This window comes from Pseudomonas sp. RW407 (assembly GCF_003176655.1).
Lineage (GTDB): Bacteria > Pseudomonadota > Gammaproteobacteria > Pseudomonadales > Pseudomonadaceae > Pseudomonas > Pseudomonas delhiensis.
In genome coordinates this window covers 536,910-559,954 of record NZ_QGSL01000088.1, presented here as the reverse complement: position 1 = coordinate 559,954, position 23,045 = coordinate 536,910, and the positions used below count along the sequence as shown (strand labels likewise).

15 protein-coding genes and 3 tRNA genes are annotated in these 23,045 nt (G+C 68.0%); 15 read left to right on the top strand and 3 right to left on the bottom strand.

Features of this window, described 5'->3' with window-relative positions:
* The first annotated feature begins 339 nt into the window (after nt 1-339).
* From DK254_RS09090 to DK254_RS09080, 3 genes are all read left to right on the top strand, one after another.
* A tRNA-Val gene (locus DK254_RS09090) sits at nt 340-415 on the top strand.
* Between the two features lie 15 nt (nt 416-430).
* Nucleotides 431-507 (top strand) — tRNA-Asp (locus DK254_RS09085).
* A 115-nt stretch (nt 508-622) separates the two neighbouring features.
* Nucleotides 623-699 (top strand) — tRNA-Asp (locus DK254_RS09080).
* Nucleotides 700-893: 194 nt separating this feature from the next.
* Here DK254_RS09080 and DK254_RS09075 read toward each other — a convergent pair.
* Together DK254_RS09075 and DK254_RS09070 are read right to left on the bottom strand one after the other, a co-directional pair.
* A complete protein-coding gene (locus DK254_RS09075) occupies nt 894-1,931 on the bottom strand; it encodes an AraC family transcriptional regulator (protein WP_109933519.1) in 1,038 nt (345 codons plus the stop codon).
* A 2-nt stretch (nt 1,932-1,933) separates the two neighbouring features.
* Nucleotides 1,934-3,052 (bottom strand): carbon-nitrogen hydrolase family protein, encoded by a 1,119-nt coding sequence (locus DK254_RS09070; protein ID WP_109933518.1) that lies wholly within the window; start codon nt 3,050-3,052, stop codon nt 1,934-1,936.
* Between the two features lie 186 nt (nt 3,053-3,238).
* Between DK254_RS09070 and DK254_RS09065 the strand changes: the two genes are divergently transcribed.
* The 3 genes from DK254_RS09065 to DK254_RS09055 all read left to right on the top strand — a co-directional run bounded on the left by DK254_RS09065 (nt 3,239) and on the right by DK254_RS09055 (nt 7,833).
* Nucleotides 3,239-5,278: an NADPH-dependent 2,4-dienoyl-CoA reductase gene (locus tag DK254_RS09065; protein WP_109933517.1), complete on the top strand. Its 2,040-nt coding sequence runs from the start codon at nt 3,239-3,241 to the stop codon at nt 5,276-5,278.
* A gap of 233 nt (nt 5,279-5,511) precedes the next feature.
* Nucleotides 5,512-6,891: a chromosome partitioning protein ParA gene (locus DK254_RS09060; protein WP_109933516.1), complete on the top strand. Its 1,380-nt coding sequence runs from the start codon at nt 5,512-5,514 to the stop codon at nt 6,889-6,891.
* Between the two features lie 42 nt (nt 6,892-6,933).
* On the top strand, nt 6,934-7,833 hold the full coding sequence (locus DK254_RS09055; protein WP_109933962.1) for a 1-aminocyclopropane-1-carboxylate deaminase/D-cysteine desulfhydrase: 900 nt from the start codon (nt 6,934-6,936) through the stop codon (nt 7,831-7,833).
* Nucleotides 7,834-8,133: 300 nt separating this feature from the next.
* Here DK254_RS09055 and DK254_RS09050 read toward each other — a convergent pair whose 3' ends face one another.
* Nucleotides 8,134-9,078 (bottom strand): DUF1853 family protein, encoded by a 945-nt coding sequence (locus DK254_RS09050; RefSeq protein ID WP_109933515.1) that lies wholly within the window; start codon nt 9,076-9,078, stop codon nt 8,134-8,136.
* Between the two features lie 105 nt (nt 9,079-9,183).
* Between DK254_RS09050 and DK254_RS09045 the strand changes: the two genes are divergently transcribed.
* From DK254_RS09045 to flhA, 9 genes are all read left to right on the top strand, one after another.
* Entirely contained in the window at nt 9,184-10,071 is an 888-nt protein-coding gene (locus DK254_RS09045; RefSeq protein ID WP_089393754.1) for an NAD(+) kinase, read from the top strand.
* A complete protein-coding gene (locus tag DK254_RS09040) occupies nt 10,068-11,051 on the top strand; it encodes a metallophosphoesterase (RefSeq protein WP_109933514.1) in 984 nt (327 codons plus the stop codon). Before DK254_RS09045 ends, DK254_RS09040 begins: the two co-directional genes overlap by 4 nt.
* Nucleotides 11,048-11,914: a rhomboid family intramembrane serine protease gene (locus DK254_RS09035; protein ID WP_109933513.1), complete on the top strand. Its 867-nt coding sequence runs from the start codon at nt 11,048-11,050 to the stop codon at nt 11,912-11,914. The genes DK254_RS09040 and DK254_RS09035 overlap by 4 nt, the downstream gene beginning before the upstream one ends.
* A gap of 147 nt (nt 11,915-12,061) precedes the next feature.
* Complete coding sequence (locus tag DK254_RS09030; RefSeq protein ID WP_109933512.1) at nt 12,062-12,322, top strand: YeaC family protein; 261 nt, start codon at nt 12,062-12,064, stop codon at nt 12,320-12,322.
* A 13-nt stretch (nt 12,323-12,335) separates the two neighbouring features.
* A complete protein-coding gene (locus DK254_RS09025; RefSeq protein WP_177412039.1) occupies nt 12,336-13,181 on the top strand; it encodes a DUF2797 domain-containing protein in 846 nt (281 codons plus the stop codon).
* 61 nt (nt 13,182-13,242) lie between these two features.
* Complete coding sequence (gene pepN, locus DK254_RS09020; RefSeq protein WP_109933510.1) at nt 13,243-15,900, top strand: aminopeptidase N; 2,658 nt, start codon at nt 13,243-13,245, stop codon at nt 15,898-15,900.
* 1,027 nt (nt 15,901-16,927) lie between these two features.
* On the top strand, nt 16,928-18,028 hold the full coding sequence (locus tag DK254_RS09015; RefSeq protein ID WP_109933509.1) for a YCF48-related protein: 1,101 nt from the start codon (nt 16,928-16,930) through the stop codon (nt 18,026-18,028).
* Between the two features lie 14 nt (nt 18,029-18,042).
* Nucleotides 18,043-20,424 (top strand): RND family transporter, encoded by a 2,382-nt coding sequence (locus tag DK254_RS09010; RefSeq protein WP_109933508.1) that lies wholly within the window; start codon nt 18,043-18,045, stop codon nt 20,422-20,424.
* Nucleotides 20,425-20,917: 493 nt separating this feature from the next.
* A complete protein-coding gene (gene flhA, locus DK254_RS09005; protein ID WP_109933507.1) occupies nt 20,918-23,041 on the top strand; it encodes a flagellar biosynthesis protein FlhA in 2,124 nt (707 codons plus the stop codon).
* Nucleotides 23,042-23,045: the final 4 nt, after the last annotated feature.

Genomic DNA, 23,045 nt, shown 5'->3' with positions numbered 1-23,045 from the left:
AGCTTGCTCGCGAACAAACGCGGTGCCATGCGGTTCGCGAGCAAGCTCGCTCCTACGAAGAGCAACTAGGCGCAGGCCGCGAGACAGTTGCTCCTACGTCCGAGCTTCCCTGGAACTGTAGGAGCGCGGGAGGCGGGGCGGCGTAGGAGCGGACTCTGTCCGCGATTGTCCGCTACCGAAACCCGACACAAAAACGGCGGATAACGCCGTGGGCGTCATGCGCCCTACGCAGGGATCCGTGCATTCGCGTTTCTGCGAACGCGAAATTCCAAAAAAAATTCAATCAGGGCATTGACTTAGGATTCGTCCCCGGTAGAATGCGCCCCACTTCGAGACGAAGGGTGATTAGCTCAGCTGGGAGAGCATCTGCCTTACAAGCAGAGGGTCGGCGGTTCGATCCCGTCATCACCCACCATCTCGCAAGTTACGCGCAGCGGTAGTTCAGTCGGTTAGAATACCGGCCTGTCACGCCGGGGGTCGCGGGTTCGAGTCCCGTCCGCTGCGCCATCTTCCCCCTCCTGGAGTTCACTACCCCGAACTCGCCGCCACGTAGAGCGCAAGCTCCGTAGCGACAGGCAGGATGGAAGGCTGCAACACCCTTGGACGCAAGTCCAGCCGACGCGCAGCGGTAGTTCAGTCGGTTAGAATACCGGCCTGTCACGCCGGGGGTCGCGGGTTCGAGTCCCGTCCGCTGCGCCATATTCAAAGCCCTCAGGCAGTCATGCCTGGGGGCTTTTTCGTTGCGCCGGGAAAACCCGCGGTCATGCGGAGGTCATCCGGGCCGTCCAGGCTGGACCCATTGCCTTCAATGGACGACCCAGGAAGAACTGCTCGAAGCACGCCGCGCCGAGTGCGATCCGCCGGAGCCGACGGACGACGCCACCGAGATGTGATCAGCCGGCCTGCCGCTGCGTGCGGCGGTATTCCCCCGGCGGCTGGCCGCTCCAGCGCTTGAAGGCGCGCTGGAAGGCCTCGGCCGAGGCGAAGCCGAGCAGGTAGGCGATCTCGCCGAAGGCCAGGTCCGTGTCGCGGATGTAGATCATCGCCAGGTCGCGGCGCGTCTCGTTGAGGATGCTGCGGAACTGCGTGCCTTCCTCGGCCAGCTTGCGACGCAGCGTCCAGGTCGGCAGCTTGAGGCGCGCAGCGACTTCCTCCAGGTCCGGCTCGCGGCCGTTGAGCAGCGGCCCCAGCAGTTGCACCACGCGTTCGCGCAGGCTGCGGGTGCGCGTCAACTGCTCCAGTTCCTTCTCGCAGAGTTCCAGCAGCTGGCGCCAGGTGCTCGGGCAATGTTCGCGGTTGCCGAGGGAGAGCGTGGCCTGGTCGAGGCGGAAGCGGTTGGCGCCGGCGCCGAACTCCACCGGGCAGCTGAAGAATTCCTCGTAGCGCGCCGCGTAGTCCGGCGCCGGGTACTCGATCTCCACCCGCAGCGGGCGCACCGCCTGCCCGGCGATGCGGCCGAGGTAGCTGAGCCAGCCGGCCAGCACCGAATCCACCACGAAGCGGTTGTAGGCGTTGTAGGGGCTGATGGAGTAGAAGCTCAGCCAGGCGCCGCCGGCGTCCTCGGCGAGGCTCGAGCGGCCGCGGTAGTTCTGCGCGTAGAGCGGCTCGAAGCGGATCAGCGCGCGGCTGGCGGCGCGCAGGTCGGGGGCCAGGGCGGCGCTGACGCCGGCCAGGCCCAGCTGCTGGATGCGGCTGAACTGGCCCATGCGCAGGCCCAGCGCGGGGTCGCCGCTGAGCTGGATGGCGGCATGGCCCAGGCGCATGTAGCGCGGGATCGACAGGCGTCCGCCGGGCTCGGCCAGGCGCGCCGCGTCCAGGCCATACTGCAGCAGCAGGGGCTGCGCCGGCACGCCGCGCTCTTCCAGGGCGTCGGCCAGGCCGTGGACGAAACCTATGGAGAGGTCGCCCAGCCGCATGCCCGGTTGCTTCATGGTCACAGCCAGAGGTTGATCAGGCGCGCGCCCGGGCCGTCCTCGGCGAGCTGCTGGCCGCCGCGGTCGACCACCAGGCCGGGGCCGGAGCTGCCCAGGTCCCACAACTGCCCGCGCAGGAACACCGCGATGCCGGCCTGGGCGCCGCTGGCGGCCAGGCGTCCGCCGAGGGCCAACTGCTGCCAGGCCTCGCCTTCGCTCAGCGCGCCGGGCTTGAGCTGCACGTCGGAAGGCGTGCGCGCGCCGTTGTAGCCGCGCCAGGGCCGCTGCCACTGGCCGTTGCCGGTGAGGAAGGCGGGCACCGCCAGCAGCTCGACCTTTTCCGAGGCCAGCACCGCGTAGTTGATCGGGTACCAGGCGTCGGCGCAGATCAGCACGCCCAGGCGCCCGGCGGGGGTCTGCAGCACCTGCAGGTTGTCGCTGTGGCCGGCGCGGATGAAAGGCTTCTCGTCGTCGATGGGGAAGACCTTGCGCTGCGGCTGGCCCAGGGGCTTGCCGTCGCTGCCGAACACCAGGCTGGCGTTGTACAGGCTGCCGTTGCCGGTGACCAGCACGCCGTCCTCCACCTTGGGGTTGGGCAGGACGATGGAGCCGGCCACCAGGGTCACGCCGAACTGCCGGGCCAGGCCGCCGAACAGCGTCTGGTAGTCGTGGGCCATGTCCACCGCCTTCATGCGGAACAGGGCGTCGGTGAAGCGGTCGCGACCCTTGGCGATGAGCCAGCCGCGGGCCAGCTTCACCGGGTTGCTGACGGCCATCCACTTCATGGCCTCGGCCAGGTGCTGCGCCTGGTAGACCTCGGGTTTCTCGCCGGCGGCCACCAGCCAGGTGCCGATGTGCTCGGGGAACACCACCACCGTGCGCGGGCCGAGCAGGCCCTCGCTGCGGGCCTTCTCCAGGTAGGCCGCAAGCTTCAGGCGCAGGCGCTCGACGTTCTGGTAGTCGGCGGCGTAGAGCTCCGGCTGCACGCCGAGCAGGTTGCCGCGTTCGGAGGGCGCGCCCTGGTTCAGCACCACCTGGCTGCGCAGGTCGGACAGGTAGTGGCCCACCGGGCGGCGCTCGGCCCAGCCGGCGTAGGCGGCGAAGAGGGTGACCAGGATGAGGAATGTCAGCTTGCGCATGCAGGGCTCCGGGACTGGCTGCCAGGGTAGGGGAGCGGCGCCGGCTTGCCAAGCCGTGCTGTCATCTTCGATCAGTAAGTTGTCATTTCCGGTCATTGAGCGCGCCCCGGGCGCTGCTTAGAGTCTGCCCCATACCGACCGTGGCCCGTCCGAGGCCCCGGCAACCATGCCCGATGTGGAGGAATCATGACCGCCGCCCGCTACCCGCACCTGCTCGCGCCCCTGGACCTGGGCTTCACCACCCTGCGCAACCGCACCCTGATGGGCTCGATGCACACCGGCCTGGAAGAGAAGCCGAACGGCTTCGAGCGCATGGCCGCCTACTTCGCCGAGCGCGCCCGCGGCGGCGTCGGCCTGATGGTCACCGGCGGCATCGGCCCGAACGAGGAAGGCGGCGTGTACGCCGGCGCGGCCAAGCTGACCACCGTCGAGGAAGCCGAGAAGCACAAGGTCGTCACCCAGGCGGTGCACGAGGCCGGCGGCAAGATCTGCATGCAGATCCTCCACGCCGGGCGCTACGCCTACAGTCCGAAATCCGTGGCGCCCAGCGCCATCCAGGCGCCGATCAACCCGTTCAAGCCGCGCGAGCTGGACGAGGAAGGCATCCAGAAGCAGATCCAGGACTTCGTCACCTGCTCCGTGCTGGCCCAGCAGGCCGGGTACGACGGCGTCGAGATCATGGGTTCGGAAGGCTACTTCATCAACCAGTTCCTGGTCGCCCACACCAACCAGCGCACCGACCGCTGGGGCGGCAGCTACGAGAACCGCATGCGCTTGCCGGTGGAGATCGTCCGCCGCGTGCGCGAGGCGGTGGGGCCGAACTTCATCATCATCTACCGCCTGTCGATGCTCGACCTGGTGGAGGGCGGCAGCACCTGGGACGAGATCGTCCTGCTGGCCAAGGCCATCGAAAAGGCCGGCGCGACCATCATCAATACCGGCATCGGCTGGCACGAGGCGCGCATCCCGACCATCGCCACCAAGGTGCCGCGCGCAGCCTTCACCAAGGTCACCGCCAAGCTGCGCGGCGAGGTGGGTATCCCGCTGTGCACCACCAACCGCATCAATACCCCGGAGGTAGCCGAGCAGGTGCTGGCCGAGGGCGACGCCGACATGGTCTCCATGGCCCGGCCGTTCCTCGCCGACCCGGACTTCGTCAACAAGGCCGCCGAAGGCCGCGCGGACGAGATCAACACCTGCATCGGCTGCAACCAGGCGTGCCTGGACCACACCTTCGGCGGCAAGCTGACCAGCTGCCTGGTCAACCCGCGCGCCTGCCACGAGACCGAGCTGAACTACATCCCCACCACCCACGTGAAGAAGATCGCCGTGGTGGGCGCCGGCCCGGCCGGCCTGGCCGCCGCCACCGTGGCCGCCGAGCGTGGCCACCAGGTGACCCTGTTCGACGCCGCCGGCGAGATCGGCGGGCAGTTCAACGTGGCCAAGCGCGTGCCGGGCAAGGAAGAGTTCTACGAGACCCTGCGCTACTTCAAGCGCAAGCTGGAGACCACCGGCGTCGACGTGCGCCTGAACACCCGCGTGTCGGTCGACGACCTGGCCAAGGGCGGCTTCGACGAGATCCTCCTGGCCACCGGCATCGTCCCGCGCACCCCGGCCATCCCCGGCATCGACAGCCCGAAGGTGATCAGCTACCTGGACGCCATCCTCGAACGCAAGCCGGTGGGGCGGAAGGTGGCGGTGATCGGCGCCGGCGGCATCGGCTTCGACGTTTCCGAGTACATCACCCACGACGGCGAGTCCACCAGCCTGGACCGCCATGCCTTCTGGAAGGAGTGGGGCATCGACGAGGCCCTGGAGGCCCGCGGCGGCGTCGCCGGCATCCAGCCGCACCCGCATGCCGCGGCGCGCCAGGTGTTCCTGCTGCAGCGCAAGAAGTCCAAGGTCGGCGACGGCCTGGGCAAGACCACCGGCTGGATCCACCGCACCGGGCTGAAGAACAAGCGGGTGCAGATGCTCAACAGCGTCGAGTACCTCAAGGTCGATGACGCCGGCCTGCACATCCGCATCGGCGAAGAAGGCGAGCCGCAGGTGCTGCCGGTGGATACCGTGGTCGTCTGCGCCGGCCAGGAGCCGCTGCGCGAGCTGCACGACGGCCTGGTCGCCGCCGGGCAGAAGGTGCACCTGATCGGCGGCGCCGACGTGGCCGCCGAGCTGGACGCCAAGCGCGCCATCAACCAGGGCTCGCGCCTGGCCGCAGAACTCTGATCCACCGTCCCTGCCGCCCGGACGCGCTGTCCGGGCGGCAAAGGGCGGAACCCGTCACAGTTTTCCGTCTGTCGTACGTCGCTTTCTTACGAACGGCCGAGCGACTGCCAACCCAGTCACATTGCCTGCGTCACCATTTCCCCTAGACTTGCCCCGGCACCGGTGCGCTCGAGGCCCGGCCGCCGGCCCCTCTGCGGGCCCAACCCTGTTCGCGACAGTCCAGAGGTCCCGTCATGAGCCTGCAGAAGAAGCCTCAGATGGTCGAGGCCGTGGCCTTCTTCGATGAGCGAGGCATCTGCAAGCAGATGCTCTATCCCGAATTCGAGGCCCTGCTCGACAACGTCGTGCAGATGCACGAATACGCCGACCGGCAGATGCGCCTGGCCTACGTGCTGATCAACGCGCGCCTGCAGGTCAAGGCGGCGGTGTTCTTCTACCTGGATTTCGACGACAACGGCGAGGCCGACCGCGGCTGGAACCTGCCGCTGCGCCAGCTCGCCGACCGCGCCGGGCGCGGCCCGGACATGGGCGCCGGGCCCATCCGCCTGGCCTGCCGCAGCCAGTGCCCGGTGTCCTGGCACCAGATGCACCTGTGGGACCCGAGCCTGGTGACGGGCAACAACCACCTGGTGATGTTGCGCGACGCCATCCGCCGCAACCACCTCGGCCTGCTGGTCGAGGAAGAGCCCGTCGCCGTCGAGCCGCAGCGCCTGAAGGTCGCCGCCGAGCACCAGTGGTACGCGGCGCCGGCGGAAGACCCGCGGGAGCAGGCCGAGAAGCTGGCCCAGGCGATGCTCGAGGAACAGCGGCAGAAGACCGCCGAGCTGCTCGGCCAGCAGGCCTCGCGCCTGTCCAGCCTGAGCCAGCAGCACGAGCAGGAACTGCAGCGCCTGCGCCTGGGCGCCGAGGAACAGGTCAAGGTGCTGCAGGCCGAGCTGGCTGCGCTGCGCGAGGGGCTCAAGCGCGAGGAAGAGATCAACGCCGGCCTGCGCCGCGAGCTGGACGAGCGGGTGGACGGCTTCCAGCGCGGCCGCGAGGAGCTGACCGCGCAACTGCGCAGCATCGAGCAGCAGGGGCGCGTGGAGCTGGAGGAGCTGCGCGCGCAATTCGAAGGCGAGGCCGATGCCAAGGTCGCGGCGGTGATCGCCCAGTACAAGGAACAGCTGGCGGTGCGCGACGCCGAGCTGAGCTACCGCAGCGAGCTGGACCGCCAGCTGCAGCAGGACAACGAGGCCCTGCGCCGCGAGCTGGCCGCCCAGGCGGCGCGGGCGGAGAGCGATGCGCTGCTGGAGAAGCTGACCTCGCTCGGGGTGATCTTCGTCGTCTATCATCCCGGCGCCGGGCACCTGACCATTCCCCTGCAGGACATCCCGCGCTACCAGGAAAACCCCATGGCCTACGCCGCCGCCAAATGCTTCGTCTCCGAAGCCCAGTATCGCCAGTGGCTGGCCCACTACCAGCAGCCGACCTGCGACGGCCACCTGTCCAACGGCGAACGTTGCGCGCTGCCGGTCGACCGGGTGGATACCCCCGGCCGTTTCGTCGACGGCGACAGCAACTGCTGCGCCCGGCACAAGACCAGCGGCGGTCTGCGCGGCGTGACCGCGGGCTAGGTGGCCGCCCTGCGATTTCCCGACTGGCGCCCGTTACCCCCGCTGCAACAGGTGCGCCTCGACTGGCTGGAGCGGGCCGGCGTCGAGCTGGCCCTGTTGCGCCTGGACCAGGTCGACGAGCGGGTGTCCGGCAACAAGTGGTTCAAGCTGGCGCCCTACCTGCGCCAGGCCGCCGAGCAGGGCCTGGACGGCCTGATCAGCCTCGGCGGCGCCCATTCCAACCACCTGCACGCCCTGGCCGCCGCCGGCCAGCGCTTCGGCTTCGCCAGCGTCGGCCTGCTGCGCGGCAACGAGCAGGACACGCCCACGGTGCGCGACCTGCGCGCCTGGGGCATGCAACTGCACTGGCTCGGCTACGCCGGCTACCGCGAGCGCCATGCCGAAGGCTTCTGGGATACCTGGCGCGAACGCTACCCACGCCTGCTGGCGGTGGACGAGGGCGGCGGCGGCTTGCCTGGCGCGCTGGGCTGCGCGCCGCTGGTGGCGCAGTTGCCCGGGCAACTGCCGGGCATCGGCTGGAACGGCTACGACCAGCTCTGGGCCGCCTGTGGCACCGGCACCACCCTGGCCGGGCTGGTGCTGGGCGAGCAGGGTGCGCACCCGGTGACCGGCGCCCTGGCGGTGCCGCCCGGCCATGGCGTGGAAGCCATGCTGTCGCGCCTGCTGGCCGAGGCGGGGCGCGAAGACGCCGGCTATCGCCTGCTGGACGCCAGCCGCGGCGGTTTCGGCAAGGTGGACGCCGGGCTGGCGCGGTTCATGGCCGACTTCGAGGCGGCGACCGGCGTGCCGCTGGAGCCGTTGTACACCGGCAAGCTGCTGCTGGCCCTCCATGACGAAGTACGCGCCGGCCGTGTGCCTCCTGGCAGCCGGTTGATCGCCGTGCACAGCGGTGGCCTGCAGGGGCGGCGGGCGATGGAAGAGCGCTTGCGGCGATTGCGCTAGGGCATTCGTCCGCGCCGGCCGGGCATACCGACGTCATTCCCCTGCGTGCGAAATCGCGGGCAGGGCCCGCTCCTACAGGTATGTGCCGTACCCCACGGCGAACGCGTAGGGCGAATAACGCGAAGCGTTATCCGCCGATCGGACGGCTCATCTGGCACCCATATGGCCATGGCGCTCGGGCCGACGGCGGATAACCGCGAACGGTTATGCGCCCTACGGTTTCTGGAGGGCACGGACGTAGGCGCGACTGTCTTGCCGACCGCGCCGCGCTGCTCTTCGTAGGAGCGAGCCATGCTCCTCTCAATGGGAATACCCGTTATGCACCCTTGGCCACTGGTCCCCGACCAGGAACAGCCGCTCGGCCTCGTGCCATTCGCCCCGGTCCTGCTCCAGGCGCACCAGCAGTTGGGGAAAGGCGTCCGCCGGCAGTTGCGCCAGCCAGGCGTCGAAGCGTTCCGGCGTCCAGCTCTCGTCGTCGGCCTTGCGAGCCGGGGCCAGCCATTCGCCGCGTGGCAGCGGCTGCCAGCGGCCCGCGCCCTGGGCGCGGTACAGGGGCCAGTGGCGGCGGTGCAGCCAGGAACCGCCGAGGTGCTCGGGGTTGGCGCCTTCCGGCGCCGGGCACTCGCCGGGCCAGGGGTAGAACAGGTAGCCGCCCAGCCAGAGCGCGGCTTGCACCGGGGCCTGGCTGAAACCGGCGACCAGCGCGCGGCCGTGCGGGCTGGAGGAGAGCGGCAGCTGGTGCTCGCGCAGGTGGCGCAGCTTGTTCGCCAGGCGGTCCTCGGCGCCGGGGCCCAGCCAGTCCTCCGGGCCTTCGCGGCTGGGGCCCAGGTAGAGCTTGATGGCCAGCTCGAAATGGTGCAGGCCGTCGTCGTCTTCCAGTAGCAGGTCCAGCTCGCCCAGGGTGTGGCCGTTGTCGCGCACCGCCAGGTTGGCGCCGAGCAGGCGCAGGTCGGGGGCCTGCTGCAGGGCGAACTGCCAGAGGCGCTCGTAGTAGCGCCCCAGGCGTTGCTGTGGCGAACGCTGCAGCCAGGCCCGCAGCGCCTCGCTGTCGCTTTCCTGCGCGCGCAGCCAGTCTTCCAGAAGCCGTGGCTCGGCCAGCCAGCGGCTCGCCGCCAGCGGATGGCGCAGGGGCAGGGGGCCGGCATCCAGCAGGGGTTCGGCGAGCAGGGTCCAGGCGAGGTCGCGCACCGCGGGTTGGCGCAGTTCGGCTAGCAGCTCTTCGAGCAGATGGGCGGTCGGCTTCATTTGTGCAGCCTAGCCGAACGCCCGCGCTGCCGCGCGGGTTTGCCGCTGTTCGGGGGTTTCCCCCATAATTCCGTCATTCCCGCTCGCACCGCCGCCTGGAGTCTCATGGAATCCTTTCGCAATATCGGCATCATCGGCCGCCTCGGCAGCACCCAGGTGCTGGAAACCATCCGTCGGCTGAAGCGCTTCCTGACCGAGCGGCACCTGCACGTGATCCTCGAGGACACCATCGCCGAAGTGCTGCCCGGCCACGGCCTGCAGACCTGCTCGCGGAAGATCATGGGCGAGATCTGCGACCTGGTGATCGTCGTCGGCGGCGACGGCAGCATGCTCGGCGCGGCGCGCGCGCTGGCCCGGCACAAGGTGCCGGTGCTGGGCATCAACCGCGGCAGCCTGGGCTTCCTCACCGACATCCGCCCGGACGAGCTGGAGACCAAGGTGGCCGAGGTGCTCGGCGGCCAGTACATCGTCGAGAGCCGCTTCCTGCTCGACGCCCAGGTGCGCCGCCACGGCGAGTCCATCGGCCAGGGCGACGCGCTCAACGACGTGGTGCTGCACCCCGGCAAGTCGACGCGGATGATCGAGTTCGAACTGCACATCGACGGCCAGTTCGTCTGCAGCCAGAAGGCCGACGGCCTGATCGTCGCCACGCCCACCGGCTCCACCGCCTACTCGCTGTCCGCTGGCGGGCCGATCATGCACCCGAAGCTGGACGCCATCGTCATCGTGCCCATGTACCCGCACACCCTGTCCAGCCGGCCCATCGTGGTCGACGGCAACAGCGAGCTGAAGATCGTGGTGTCGCCGAACATGCAGATCTACCCGCAGGTCTCCTGCGACGGGCAGAACCACTTCACCTGCGCGCCGGGCGACATGGTCACGGTGAGCAAGAAGCCGCAGAAGCTGCGCCTGATCCACCCGATCGACCACAACTACTACGAGGTCTGCCGGACCAAGCTCGGCTGGGGCAGCCGCCTGGGGAGCGCCGAGTGAGCGAACTCGACCCGGGCCGTGGCTACGACCTGATCGGCGACGTCCACGGCTGTGCGCACACCCTCGACCGCCTGCTGGAGCAGCTGGGCTACCAGTTGCACGGCGGCGTGTGGCGCCACCCGCGGCGCCAGGCGCTGTTCCTCGGCGACATCGTCGACCGCGGCCCGCGCATCCGCGAGGCCCTGCACCGGGTGCACGACATGGTCGCCGCCGGCGAGGCCCTGTGCATCATGGGCAACCACGAATTCAACCTGCTCGGCTGGTCCACCCCGGCGGCGCCGGGCAGCGGCCGCCAGTACGTGCGCGAGCACACCCCGCGGCACGCGCGGCTGATCCAGGAGACCCTCGACCAGTTCGAGGGCCACCCCGGCGACTGGCGCGATTTCCTCGGCTGGTTCCAGCAGCTGCCGCTGTTCCTCGACGCCGGGCGCTTCCGCATGGTCCATGCCTGCTGGGACAACGGGCTGATCGACTCGCTGCGCCGGCAGTTCCCCGACGGGCGCATCGACGAGGCCTTCGTCCAGGCTTCCGCCGCGCACGGCAGCTTCGCCTACCAGGTGTGCAACCGGCTGCTGCGCGGCACCGACATGCGCCTGCCCCACGGCATGACGCTGACCGGCAGCGACGGCTTCACCCGGGCCTTCTTCCGCACCAAGTTCTGGGAGGAGGACCGCGAGCCGGAGACCTACGGCGATATCGTCTTCCAGCCTGACGCGCTGCCCGACGAGGTGGCCGCCGAGCGCCTGAGCGCCGAGCAGAAGTCCAGCCTGCTGAGCTACGGCGCCGACCAGCCGCTGCTGTTCGTCGGCCACTACTGGCGCAGCGGCACGCCGGCGCCGATCCGCCCGAACCTGGCCTGCCTGGACTACAGCGCGGTCATGTACGGCAAGCTGGTGGCCTACCGGCTGGACCAGGAGACGCGCCTGCAGCGCGACAAGTTCGTCTGGGTGGACGTGAAGCGTCCGGGAGAGGATGAGTGAGTGCGGTAGTAGCCATGCGCCTGCCCCTGGCGGCGGACCTCGCCGGTTTCGTCGGCCTGCTGCAGCGCCTGAACGTACCCTTCCGGGTCAGCGAGGAGGCCGGCGAACAGGTGCTCTGGGTGCCGGACGAAAGCCTCGCCGAGCAGGTGCGTGACCTCTACCGGCGCTACCCCCAGGGCGACCCCGAGCTGGCCGCCACGGCCCAGCCACGGCGCCGCGGGCCGGGTTTCCTGGCCCAGGTCCGGGCCAGCAAGGTGACCGCCGCGGTGCTGCTGGTGACCTTCGTGGTCGCCGCCCTGACGTTGCTTGGCGGCAACCCGGACACCCTGCGCTGGTTCACCTTCCAGGACTTCCAGCTGGTCGGCAGCGACCGGGTGATGTTCCAGCCGCTGGCCGACGGCCTGGCGGCGGGGCAGTGGTGGCGCCTGTTCACGCCCATGCTGATCCACTTCGGCTGGCTGCACCTGGCGATGAACGCCATGTGGTACTGGGAGCTGGGCCGGCGCATCGAGTACCGCCAGGGCGGCATCCTGCTGCTGGGCCTGAGCCTGGGCTTCGGCCTAGTGTCCAACGTCGTGCAGTACCTGGCTTCCGGGCCGAGCCTGTTCGGCGGCCTGTCCGGGGTGCTCTACGGCCTGCTCGGGCACTGCTGGATCTTCCAGCTGCTGGCGCCGACCCCGGCCTACCGCCTGCCCAGGGGCGTAGTGGCGATGATGCTGATCTGGCTGCTGGTGTGCCTGTCCGGCGTCATCGACCTGCTGGGCTTCGGCTCCATCGCCAACGGCGCCCACGTCGGCGGGCTGGTGATCGGCTGCCTGACCGGCGCGCTGGGCGGGCTGCTGGCGCGCGGGCGCGGCGCCTAGAGGTTCGCGAGCAAGCTCGCTCCTGCAGGGAGCACCGCTTTTCGTAGGAGCGAGCTTGCTCGCGAACCCACCACCTGACCTGTGCCCGTGCGCCGAAGCGCCGGGCCCGGTAGAATGCCGGTTTTGCCCCCAGCAGGAGCCGGCCCCATGTCGTCCTTCGCCGAAACCATCGAGAACATCACCCCGGAAATCTACGAGGGCCTCAAGCTCGCCGTGGAGATCGGCAAGTGGCCGGACGGCCGCAAGCTCACCCAGGAGCAGAAGGAACTGTGCCTGCAGGCGATGATCGCCTGGGAGCTGCAGAACCTGCCCGAAGACCAGCGCACCGGCTACATGGGCCCGCAGGCGTGCGAGTCCCACGCCGAGCCGATCCCCAACATCCTCTTCTCGTCCAATTCGCTGCACTGATGGCCGGGTTTTGATGGAAGAGCTTGGACGCGGCGCCCTGAGCAAGATGTCGGCGCGCCTGGAAAGCCCCGTGCAGTACGCCTTCCGCCTCGGCGACGAGGAGCTGGCGGTCAACCCGCTGATCGGCAGGACGGTGCGCCTGGAGTACCTGGGCGCGATCTTCTGCTGCCATTGCGGGCGCAAGACGAAGAAAAGCTTCAGCCAGGGCTACTGCTACCCCTGCTTCACCAAGCTGGCGCAATGCGACAGCTGCATCGTCAGCCCGGAAAAGTGCCACTACGACGATGGCACCTGCCGCGAGCCGGCGTGGGGCGAGCGCTTCTGCATGACCGACCACGTGGTCTACCTGGCCAACTCCTCGGGGGTGAAGGTGGGCATCACCCGCGCCACCCAGGTGCCGACCCGCTGGATCGACCAGGGCGCGCGCCAGGCGCTGCCGATCCTGCGCGTGGCCACGCGCCAGCAGTCCGGGCTGGTCGAGGACCTGCTGCGCAGCCAGGTGGCCGACCGCACCAACTGGCGCGCCCTGCTCAAGGGCGAGGCCGAGCCGCTGGACCTGGCGGCCATTCGCGAGCAGCTGTTCGACCACTGCGCCGAGGGCTTGCGCGAGCTGCAACAGCGCTTCGGCCTGCAGGCGATCCAGCCGGTGACCGACCTCGAACCGATCGAGATCCGCTACCCGGTGGAGGCCTACCTGGCCAAGATCACCAGCTTCGATCTGGACAAGACGCCGGTGGTGGAGGGTACCCTGCAAGGCATCAAGGGCCAGTACCTGATCTTCGACACCGGCGTCATCAATATCCGTAAGTACACAGCTTATCAGCTGGCTATCAGCTATGAGCCTCAAGCGGCAAGCTGAGCCGGCGAACAACGAACCTGCAGCGTGAAGCCTGGAGCTTGCAGCTGCCCGGAGGGCCACCATGCGCACTGATCAACCGAAAGTCATCTACCTCAAGGATTACCAGGCGCCCGAGTACCTGATCGACGAGACCAACCTGACCTTCGAACTGTACGAGGACCACACCCTGGTCCACGCGCAACTGGTCATGCGCCGCAACCCCGAGCGCGGCGAGGGCCTGCCGCCGCTGGTGCTCGACGGCCAGCAGCTGGAGCTGCAGTGGGTGGCCCTGGACGACCGGGTGCTGGAGGAGGGCGACTACCAGCTGGACGAGAACCACCTGACCCTGCAGCCCACCGCCCGGCAGTTCACCGTCGACAGCACGGTGCGCATCCACCCGGAGAGCAACACCGCGCTGGAAGGCCTGTACAAGTCCGGCAAGATGTTCTGCACCCAGTGCGAGGCCGAGGGCTTCCGCAAGATCACCTACTACCTCGACCGCCCGGACGTGATGAGCAGCTTCACCACCACCGTCTCGGCCGAGCAGCACAGGTACCCGGTGCTGCTGTCCAACGGCAACCCGGTGGCCAGCGGCTCGGAAGAGGACGGGCGGCACTGGGCCACCTGGCAGGACCCGTTCAGGAAGCCGGCCTACCTGTTCGCCCTGGTCGCCGGCGACCTCTGGGCGGTGGAAGACACCTACACCACCCTGAGCGAGCGCGAGGTCGCCCTGCGCATCTACGTCGAGCCGGAGAACATCGACAAGTGCCAGCACGCCATGGACAGCCTGAAGAAGGCCATGCGCTGGGACGAGAAGGTCTACGGCCGCGAGTACGACCTGGACATCTTCATGATCGTCGCGGTCAACGACTTCAACATGGGCGCCATGGAGAACAAGGGGCTCAACATCTTCAACTCCAGTTGCGTGCTGGCCAGGGCCGAGACCGCCACCGACGCCGCGCACCAGCGCGTCGAGGGCGTGGTGGCCCACGAGTACTTCCACAACTGGTCGGGCAACCGCGTGACCTGCCGCGACTGGTTCCAGCTGTCGCTCAAGGAAGGCTTCACCGTGTTCCGCGACAGCGAGTTCTCCGCCGACATGAACTCGCGCACCGTCAAGCGCGTGGAGGACGTGGCCTTCCTGCGCACCAACCAGTTCGCCGAGGACGCCGGCCCCATGGCCCACCCGGTGCGCCCGGACTCGTTCATCGAGATTTCCAACTTCTACACCCTGACCGTCTACGAGAAGGGCTCGGAAGTGGTGCGGATGATCCACACCCTGCTCGGCGCCGAGGGCTTCCGCAAGGGCACCGACCTGTACTTCGAGCGCCATGACGGCCAGGCGGTGACCTGCGACGACTTCGTCAAGGCCATGGAAGACGCCAACGGCGTCGACCTGACGCAGTTCAAGCGCTGGTACAGCCAGTCCGGCACCCCGCGCCTGGCGGTGGAGGAAAGCTACGACGCGGCGGCGCAGAGCTACACCCTGACCTTCCGCCAGAGCTGCCCGCCGTCCCCGGGCCAGCAGGTCAAGCAGCCCTTCGTCATCCCGGTGGAAATGGGCCTGCTCGACGCCCTGGGCAACCCGCTGTCGCTGCGCCTGGCCGGCGAGGAGCATGCCCACGGCAGCAACCGCGTGCTGCAGGTGACCGAGGCGGAGCAGTCCTTCACCTTCGTCGGCCTGGCCGATAAGCCGCTGCCCTCGTTGCTGCGCGGCTTCTCCGCGCCGGTGAAGCTGAGCTTCCCCTACGACCGCGACCAGCTGATGTTCCTCATGCAGTACGACGAGGACGGCTTCAACCGCTGGGAAGCCGGCCAGCAGCTCTCGGTGCAGGTGCTCCAGGAGCTGATCGGCCAGCACCAGCGCGGCGAGCCACTGGTGCTCGACGAGCGCCTGCTCAGCGCCTTCCACACCCTGCTGCAGGACAACGCGCTGGACCAGGCGATGGTCGCCGAGATGCTCTCGCTGCCCAGCGAGGCCTACCTCACCGAGCTGAGCGAGGTGGCCGACGTCGAGGCCATCCACGCCGCCCGCGAGTTCGCCCGCAAGCGCATCGCCGAGGCCCTGCGCGAGCCGCTGTGGCAGCGTTACCAGGCCAACCGCGAGACCTCGCGCAAGACCCCGTACGTGGCCGAGGCCGAGCACATCGCCCGGCGCAGCCTGCAGAACATCGCGCTGTCCTACCTGATGCTGGTGGGCGGCGACGAGGTGCTGGCGGCCTGCCTGGAGCAGTACGAGTCCTGCGACAACATGACCGAACGCCTGACCGCCCTGGCGGTGCTGGTCAACTCGCCGTACGACGACGAGAAGGCCAAGGGCCTGGAAATGTTCGCCGACTACTTCAAGGACAACCCGCTGGTGATGGACCAGTGGTTCAGCGTGCAGGCCGGCTGCACCCTGCCCGGCGGACTGGAGCGCGTGCAGGCGCTGATGGGCCACCCGGCCTTCACCCTGAAGAACCCGAACAAGATCCGTGCGCTGATCGGCGCCTTCGCCAACCAGAACCTGGTCAACTTCCACCGCGCCGACGGGGCCGGCTACCGCTTCGTGGCCGACCAGGTGATCACCCTCAACGCGCTCAACCCGCAGATCGCCTCGCGCCTGCTGGCGCCGCTGACCCGCTGGCGCAAGTACGCCCCGGCGCGCCAGGGCCTGATGCGCGCCGAGCTGGAGCGCATCCTGGCCTCGGGCGAGCTGTCCAGCGACGTCTACGAGGTGGTGAGCAAGAGCCTCGCCTGACGCTGCGCGCAGCTGGCGGAAAAGTGTTATCAGCCTTGCCGGTAACACTTTTTTTTCGCCCGTGGATTTGCGCCGAGGTGCTCTTTGCAGGATGGGTATCGCTTCGCTCAACCCATCCTGCGCCACCCCTTCCAACGTAGGGCGCATAACGCCTACGGCGTTATCCGCCAATTGTCCCGGGCATTGGTGTTCCGGCCGGCGGCGGATAACCGCGAACGGTTATTCGCCCTACGCTCGGGCACGGCCGTAGGAGCGGACCTTGTCCGCGATAGCCGGAGACTCCCGCGCGGATCGCGGATGAGATCCGTTCCTATGCCGCCCCACCCGCGCCATTCCCCTGTAGGAGCGCGCCCTGCGCGCGAAATCGCGGGCAGGGCCCGCTCCTACAATTCCAGGGAAGCACGGCCGTAGGAGCAACTGTCTTGCCGGCTGCGCCGATGTGCTCTTCGTAGGAGCGAGCTTGCTCGCGAACCAAGCCCCGCAGCGGAGCCTGTTCGCGAGCAAGCTCGCTCCTACGAGAAGCAGTGCCCCCCGGCAGGGTAGGAGACTTCGTCCGCGATAGCCGGAGATTCCGGCGCGGATCGCGGATGAGATCCGCTCCTACGCCGCCCCACCCGCGCCATTCCCCTGTAGGAGCGCGCCCTGCGCGCGAAATCGCGGGCAGGGCCCGCTCCTACAATTCCAGGGAAGCACGGTCATAGGAGCGGACTTTGTCCGCGATAGCCGGAGATTCCCGCGCGGATCGCGGACGGAGTCCGCTCCTGCACATATCCGCACCGCAGGTTCCCGAGTGTTTCCCCGGACGCGTCCAGGTACCCGTAAATACCCGGAGTGTTACCGTCGGTATCTTTTTCGTGTCCGCTGGAAGCCGCGTGGCGACTGGGCTGCAGCTTTCCCTAGTCCTTTTGGATGAGTCCCGCTGCGCTTAACAAAAGATAACGTGCCTTTAATTGTCAGGCTGCAGAAAGGCTGGCATATAACGACCACTCCCTATCCGCCTGCAATAAAAACAAAGAGGTAAGGCTATATGCGTGAGCATCTGCGGCACGCCACCGGCGAGCTGTCCGTGCGTTCGTCCGGGCCCTCGGTTTCCGCTTCCCCGTCCCCCCTGCGCAAATCGCTTTCGCTGCTCGGCGCGTTCTCGCTGCTGTGGCTGGCGGCCGTTCCGCTGCACGCCAGCGCGACGGATGCGCCGGCCAGCGACACCGATGGCTATGCCATCGCCTCGGCCAAGGCCCCCAGCAGCCTGCTGCTGAGCGTCAGCCACGCCGGCAAGCGCCTGGTGGCGGTCGGCGATCGCGGGCACATCCTCTATTCCGACGACAACGGCAAGCGCTGGGTCCAGGCCAAGGTGCCCACCCGCCAGCTGCTGACCGCGGTGTTCTTCGTCAACGACAAGAAGGGCTGGGCGGTCGGCCACGACGCGCAGATCCTCGTCAGCGAGGACGCCGGCGCCACCTGGACGCGCCAGTTCGAGGACCTCAAGCGCGAGGCGCCGCTGCTGGACGTGTGGTTCCAGGACGAGAGCCACGGCCTGGCCGTGGGCGCCTACGGCGCCATGCTGGAAACCCACGACGGCGGCAAGAACTGGGAAGACGTCAGCGAGCGCCTGGACAACGAGGACCAGTTCCACCTCAACGGCATCGCCGCGGTGAAGGATTCCGGCCTGCTGGTGGTGGGCGAATCCGGCAGCCTGTTCCGCTCGAAGGACTGGGGCCAGACCTGGGAGAAACTGCAGGGCCCCTACGAGGGCTCGCTGTTCGGCGCCGTCGGCACCGCCCAGGCCGGCACCGTGCTGATCTACGGCCTGCGTGGGCACCTGTTCCGCTCCACCGACTTCGGCGACACCTGGGAACAGGTGGCGCTGCCCATCGCCGGTGACGGCACCCTGGAGTTCGGCCTGGCCGAAGGCTCGCTGCTGCCCGACGGCAGCATCGCCGTGGTCGGCAACAGCGGCAGCGTACTGGTGAGCAAGGACGACGGCCGCACCTTCAACATCTTCAACCGGCCCGACCGCCTGGCGCTGGCCGGGGTCGGCGCCGCCGGCGACGGCAACCTGGTGCTGGTCGGCCAGGGCGGCATCCACCTGGCTTCGGCGACCGGCGCCGAGCTGACAGAACAACAATGAGCCGGGGAAGCCCCATGAACGCAGTCAATTCGCATCACCAGGACAAGGCGACCCTGCTCGAGCGCCTGATCTTCAACAACCGCCCGATCGTGATCTTCATCTGCCTGCTGGTGACCCTGTTCCTCGCCTTCCAGGCGACCCAGGTGCGGCCGTCCACCAGCTTCGAGAAGATGATCCCGCTCAAGCACCCGTTCATCCAGAACATGCTGAGCCACATCAACGACCTGTCCAACCTGGGCAACACCGTGCGCATCTCGGTGGAGGCGGTGAACGGCGACATCTTCACCAAGGAGTACATGGACACCCTGCGGCAGATCCATGACGAGGTGTTCTACATCCCCGGCGTCGACCGTTCCGGCCTGAAGTCGCTGTGGAGCCCCAGCGTGCGCTGGACCGAGGTGACCGAGGAAGGCTTCGCCGGCGGCGAGGTCATCCCGCAGACCTACGACGGTTCGGCCAAGGCCCTGGAGAAGCTGCGCGACAACGTGCTCAAGTCCGGGCAGATCGGCCGCCTGGTGGCGAACAACTTCAAGTCCAGCATCGTCGACGTGCCGCTGCTGGAGGTCTACCCCGACGCCAAGGACCAGAGCAAGCTGCTGAAGCTGGACTACCGGCAGTTCTCCCATGAGCTGGAAGAGAAGATCCGCGACAAGTACCAGGCGCAGAACCCCAACGTGAAGATCCACATCGTCGGCTTCGCCAAGAAGGTCGGCGACCTGATCGACGGCCTGGTGATGGTGGTCGGCTTCTTCGGCATCTGCTTCGTCATCACCCTGGTGCTGCTGCTGTGGTTCACCAAGTGCGTGCGCTCGACCATCGCCGTGCTGTCCACCACCCTGGTGGCGGTGATCTGGCAGCTCGGCCTGCTGCACAGCATCGGCTTCGGGCTGGACCCGTACTCGATGCTGGTGCCTTTCCTGATCTTCGCCATCGGCATCTCCCACGGGGTGCAGAAGATCAACGGTATCGCCCTGCAGTCCAGTGACGCGGAAACCCCGCTGCTGGCCGCGCGGCGCACCTTCCGCCAGCTGTTCCTGCCGGGCATGATCGCCATCCTGGCCGACGCCGTGGGCTTCATCACCCTGCTGGTGATCGACATCGGGGTGATCCGCGAGCTGGCCATCGGCGCCTCCATCGGCGTGGCGGTGATCGTCTTCACCAACCTGATCCTGCTGCCGGTGGCGATCTCCTACATCGGCATCAGCAAGCGCGCGGTGGAGCGCAGCAAGAAGGACGCGGTGCGCGAGCATCCGTTCTGGCGCCTGCTGTCCAACTTCGCCAGTTCCAAGGTGGCGCCCATCTCCATCCTGATCGCCCTGGTGATGTTCGCCGGCGGCCTCTGGCAGGGCCATCACCTGAAGATCGGCGACCTCGACCAGGGCGCCCCGGAGCTGCGCCCGGACTCGCGCTACAACCAGGACAACGACTTCATCATCCGCAACTACTCCACCAGCTCCGACGTGCTGGTGGTGATGGTCGAGTCGGCGGCCGAGGGTTGCTCCGCGCACCAGACGCTGCAGGCCATCGACGAGCTGTCGTGGAAGCTGGAGAACACCGAGGGCGTGCAGTCGGCCATCTCCCTGGTCACCGTGTCCAAGCAGGTGATCAAGGGCATGAACGAGGGCAACCTGAAGTGGGAGACCCTGTCGCGCAACAAGGACGTGCTGAACAATTCCATCAGCCGCGCCGACGGCCTGTACAACAGCAGCTGCTCGCTGGCGCCCCTGCTGGTGTTCCTCAACGACCACAAGGCCGAGACCCTCGACCGCGCCGTGCATGCCGTGCAGGAGTTCGCCGCCGAGCACGAGAAGGATGACCTGAAGTTCAAGCTGGCCGCGGGCAACGCCGGCATCGAGGCAGCCACCAACGAGGTGATCAAGCAGTCCGAGCTGATCATCCTGGTGCTGGTCTACATCTGCGTGGCGGTCATGTGCATGATCACCTTCCGCTCCTTCGCCGCGACCCTCTGCATCGTCCTGCCGCTGATCCTCACCTCGGTGCTGGGCAACGCGCTGATGGCCACCCTCGGCATCGGCGTCAAGGTGGCGACGCTGCCGGTGATCGCGCTCGGCGTGGGCATCGGCGTGGACTACGGGATCTACATCTACACCCGCCTGGAGTCCTTCCTGCGCCAGGGCCTGTCGCTGCAGGAGGCCTACTACGAGACCCTGAAGTCCACCGGCAAGGCCGTGCTGTTCACCGGCCTGTGCCTGGCCATCGGCGTGGCCACCTGGATCTTCTCGGCCATCAAGTTCCAGGCCGACATGGGCCTGATGCTGACCTTCATGCTGCTGTGGAACATGTTCGGCGCGCTCTGGCTGCTGCCGGCCCTGGCCCGCTTCCTGATCAACCCGGAGAAGGTACGGGCGAAGAAGGCCTCGATCCTGGTCCACTGATCCTGGCGTGACCCAGAAAACCGCGGCTCCGGCCGCGGTTTTTTTTTGCTTGCCGGGGCGACGAACCCATCACCCCGGCTACCCGGAAGTGTAGGAGCGGGCCCTGCCCGCGAATCGCGCGCAGGGCGCGCTCCTACAAGGAAGCGCTGCGCTTCACCGTCAGCATTTTGCCTGCGCTGTAGGAGCGAGCTTGCTCGTGAACGACGTAGGTGTTGGGCTCAAGAGCCCCCTCTCCCGCAAGCGGGAGAGGGGGCTGTCCTGAGCGGCCGGAAAATCCGCAGCCATCCTGATGCTCCTGGCTACGTCGCTACTCCCACCGTAGGGCGAATAACCGTTCGCGGTTATCCGCCGTTGGCCTTGGCCGCCCCCCGGGATTTCGTCGGAAATCCGCGCCACACCTGGCTCCGAGAAAGTTGGAACGCTTCCTGCAGATACCCTTGCGCCGGCACCGTCGGCGTCAAAAGTTTGTTGTACCAGGGTAGGGGAGTTCGGGGTGGATCGTACGCAATTGATCGGAACAGTGCGCAGCAACCTGGCCGGCCTGGGCCGCGGCAACCTGGGTGTGCCGCTGCTGCTGCTGGCGATGCTGGGCATGATGACCCTGCCGATCCCGCCGTTCCTGCTGGACGTGCTGTTCACCTTCAACATCGCCCTGTCCATCGTCGTCCTGCTGGTCTGCGTGTACGCCCTGCGCCCGCTGGACTTCGCCGTGTTCCCGACCATCCTGCTGGTCGCCACCCTGCTGCGCCTGGCGCTGAACGTCGCCTCCACCCGCGTGGTGCTGCTCCACGGCCACGATGGCCACGCCGCCGCCGGCAAGGTGATCCAGGCCTTCGGCGAGGTGGTGATCGGCGGCAACTACGTGGTCGGCATCGTGGTCTTCGCGATCCTCATGATCATCAACTTCGTGGTGGTCACCAAGGGCGCCGGGCGTATCTCCGAAGTGAGCGCGCGTTTCACCCTGGACGCCATGCCCGGCAAGCAGATGGCCATCGACGCCGACCTCAACGCCGGCCTCATCGAGCAGGCCGAGGCCAAGAAGCGCCGCGCCGAGGTGGCCCAGGAGGCCGACTTCTACGGCTCCATGGACGGTGCCAGCAAGTTCGTCCGCGGCGATGCCGTCGCCGGCCTGCTGATCCTCTTCATCAACCTGATCGGTGGCGTCGCCATCGGCGTGATCCAGCATTCCATGTCCTTCGGCGACGCCGGCAAGGTCTACGCCCTGCTGACCATCGGCGACGGCCTGGTGGCGCAGCTGCCGTCGCTGCTGCTGTCCACCGCGGCGGCGATCATGGTGACCCGCGTCTCCAGTTCCGAGGACATGGGCCAGCAGGTCAACCGGCAGATGTTCGCCTCGCCCAAGGCCCTGGCCATCTCCGCCGCCATCCTCATCGCCATGGGCCTGGTCCCGGGCATGCCCCACGTCTCCTTCATCGGCCTCGGCTCGGTGGCCGCCGGCGGCGCCTGGCTGATCGTCCAGCGCCAGCGCAAGGCGGCCCAGGCCGAGGTCCAGGAAACCCAGCGCCAGCAGGAGCTGCTGCCGGCCCAGCGCGCCCAGGAAACCAAGGAGCTGGGCTGGGACGACGTGACCCCGGTGGACATGGTCGGCCTGGAGGTCGGCTACCGGCTGATCCCGCTGGTGGACCGCAACCAGGGCGGCCAGCTGCTGGCGCGGATCAAGGGCGTGCGCAAGAAGCTGTCCCAGGACATGGGCTTCCTGATGCCCTCGGTGCACATCCGCGACAACCTCGACCTGCTGCCCAACGCCTATCGCTTGACGCTCATGGGCGTCAGCGTGGCGGAAGCGGAGATCTACCCGGACCGCGAGCTGGCGATCAACCCCGGCCAGGTCTTCGGCACCCTCAACGGCATCGCCGGCAAGGACCCGGCCTTCGGCCTGGAAGCCGTGTGGATCGAGCCCGGCCAGCGCGACCAGGCGCAGTCCCTGGGCTACACCGTGGTGGACGCCAGCACCGTGGTCGCCACCCACCTCAACCAGGTGCTGCACAAGCATGCCCACGAGCTGCTCGGCCACGAGGAAGTCCAGCAGCTGCTGCAGCTGCTGGCCAAGACCTCGCCGAAGCTGGCGGAAGAACTGGTTCCGGGGCTGATTTCCCTGTCCACCCTGCTCAAGGTCCTGCAGAACCTGCTGCAGGAGCAGGTGCCGGTGCGCGACATCCGCACCATCGCCGAGGCCATCGCCAACGTTGCCGCCAAGAGTCAAGATCCCGCCGCCATGGTGGCCGCGGTACGGGTGGCGCTGAGCCGCGCAATCGTCCAAGGCATTGTGGGACTAGAGCCGGAGCTGCCTGTGATCACTCTCGAGCCCAGGTTGGAACAGATCTTGCTGAACAGCATGCAGAAGGCCGGGCAAGGTTCGGAAGACGGCATTCTGCTGGAGCCGGGCATGGCGGAAAAACTGCAGCGCTCGCTGGTCGAGACCGCACAGCGCCAGGAAATGCTCGGCAAGCCGGCGATCCTGCTGGTGGCCGGGCCGATCCGCGCGATGATGTCGCGTTTCGCGCGGATGGCGGTGCCGAGCATGAGCGTGCTGGCCTACCAGGAAATTCCGGATAACAAGCAAGTCACCATCGTCGCCACCGTTGGACAGAACTGAAGGA

What these genes read in the sequence shown, in the direction of transcription:
- pepN (WP_109933510.1), top strand. Translation starts at nt 13,243, where the DNA reads ATGCGCACTGATCAACCGAAAGTCATCTACCTCAAGGATTACCAGGCG.
- DK254_RS09050 (WP_109933515.1), bottom strand. Translation starts at nt 9,078, where the DNA reads ATGAAGCCGACCGCCCATCTGCTCGAAGAGCTGCTAGCCGAACTGCGC.
- DK254_RS09010 (WP_109933508.1), top strand. Translation starts at nt 18,043, where the DNA reads ATGAACGCAGTCAATTCGCATCACCAGGACAAGGCGACCCTGCTCGAG.
- DK254_RS09015 (WP_109933509.1), top strand. Translation starts at nt 16,928, where the DNA reads ATGCGTGAGCATCTGCGGCACGCCACCGGCGAGCTGTCCGTGCGTTCG.
- DK254_RS09060 (WP_109933516.1), top strand. Translation starts at nt 5,512, where the DNA reads ATGAGCCTGCAGAAGAAGCCTCAGATGGTCGAGGCCGTGGCCTTCTTC.
- DK254_RS09070 (WP_109933518.1), bottom strand. Translation starts at nt 3,052, where the DNA reads ATGCGCAAGCTGACATTCCTCATCCTGGTCACCCTCTTCGCCGCCTAC.
- DK254_RS09030 (WP_109933512.1), top strand. Translation starts at nt 12,062, where the DNA reads ATGTCGTCCTTCGCCGAAACCATCGAGAACATCACCCCGGAAATCTAC.
- DK254_RS09075 (WP_109933519.1), bottom strand. Translation starts at nt 1,931, where the DNA reads ATGAAGCAACCGGGCATGCGGCTGGGCGACCTCTCCATAGGTTTCGTC.
- DK254_RS09045 (WP_089393754.1), top strand. Translation starts at nt 9,184, where the DNA reads ATGGAATCCTTTCGCAATATCGGCATCATCGGCCGCCTCGGCAGCACC.
- DK254_RS09065 (WP_109933517.1), top strand. Translation starts at nt 3,239, where the DNA reads ATGACCGCCGCCCGCTACCCGCACCTGCTCGCGCCCCTGGACCTGGGC.
- DK254_RS09025 (WP_177412039.1), top strand. Translation starts at nt 12,336, where the DNA reads ATGGAAGAGCTTGGACGCGGCGCCCTGAGCAAGATGTCGGCGCGCCTG.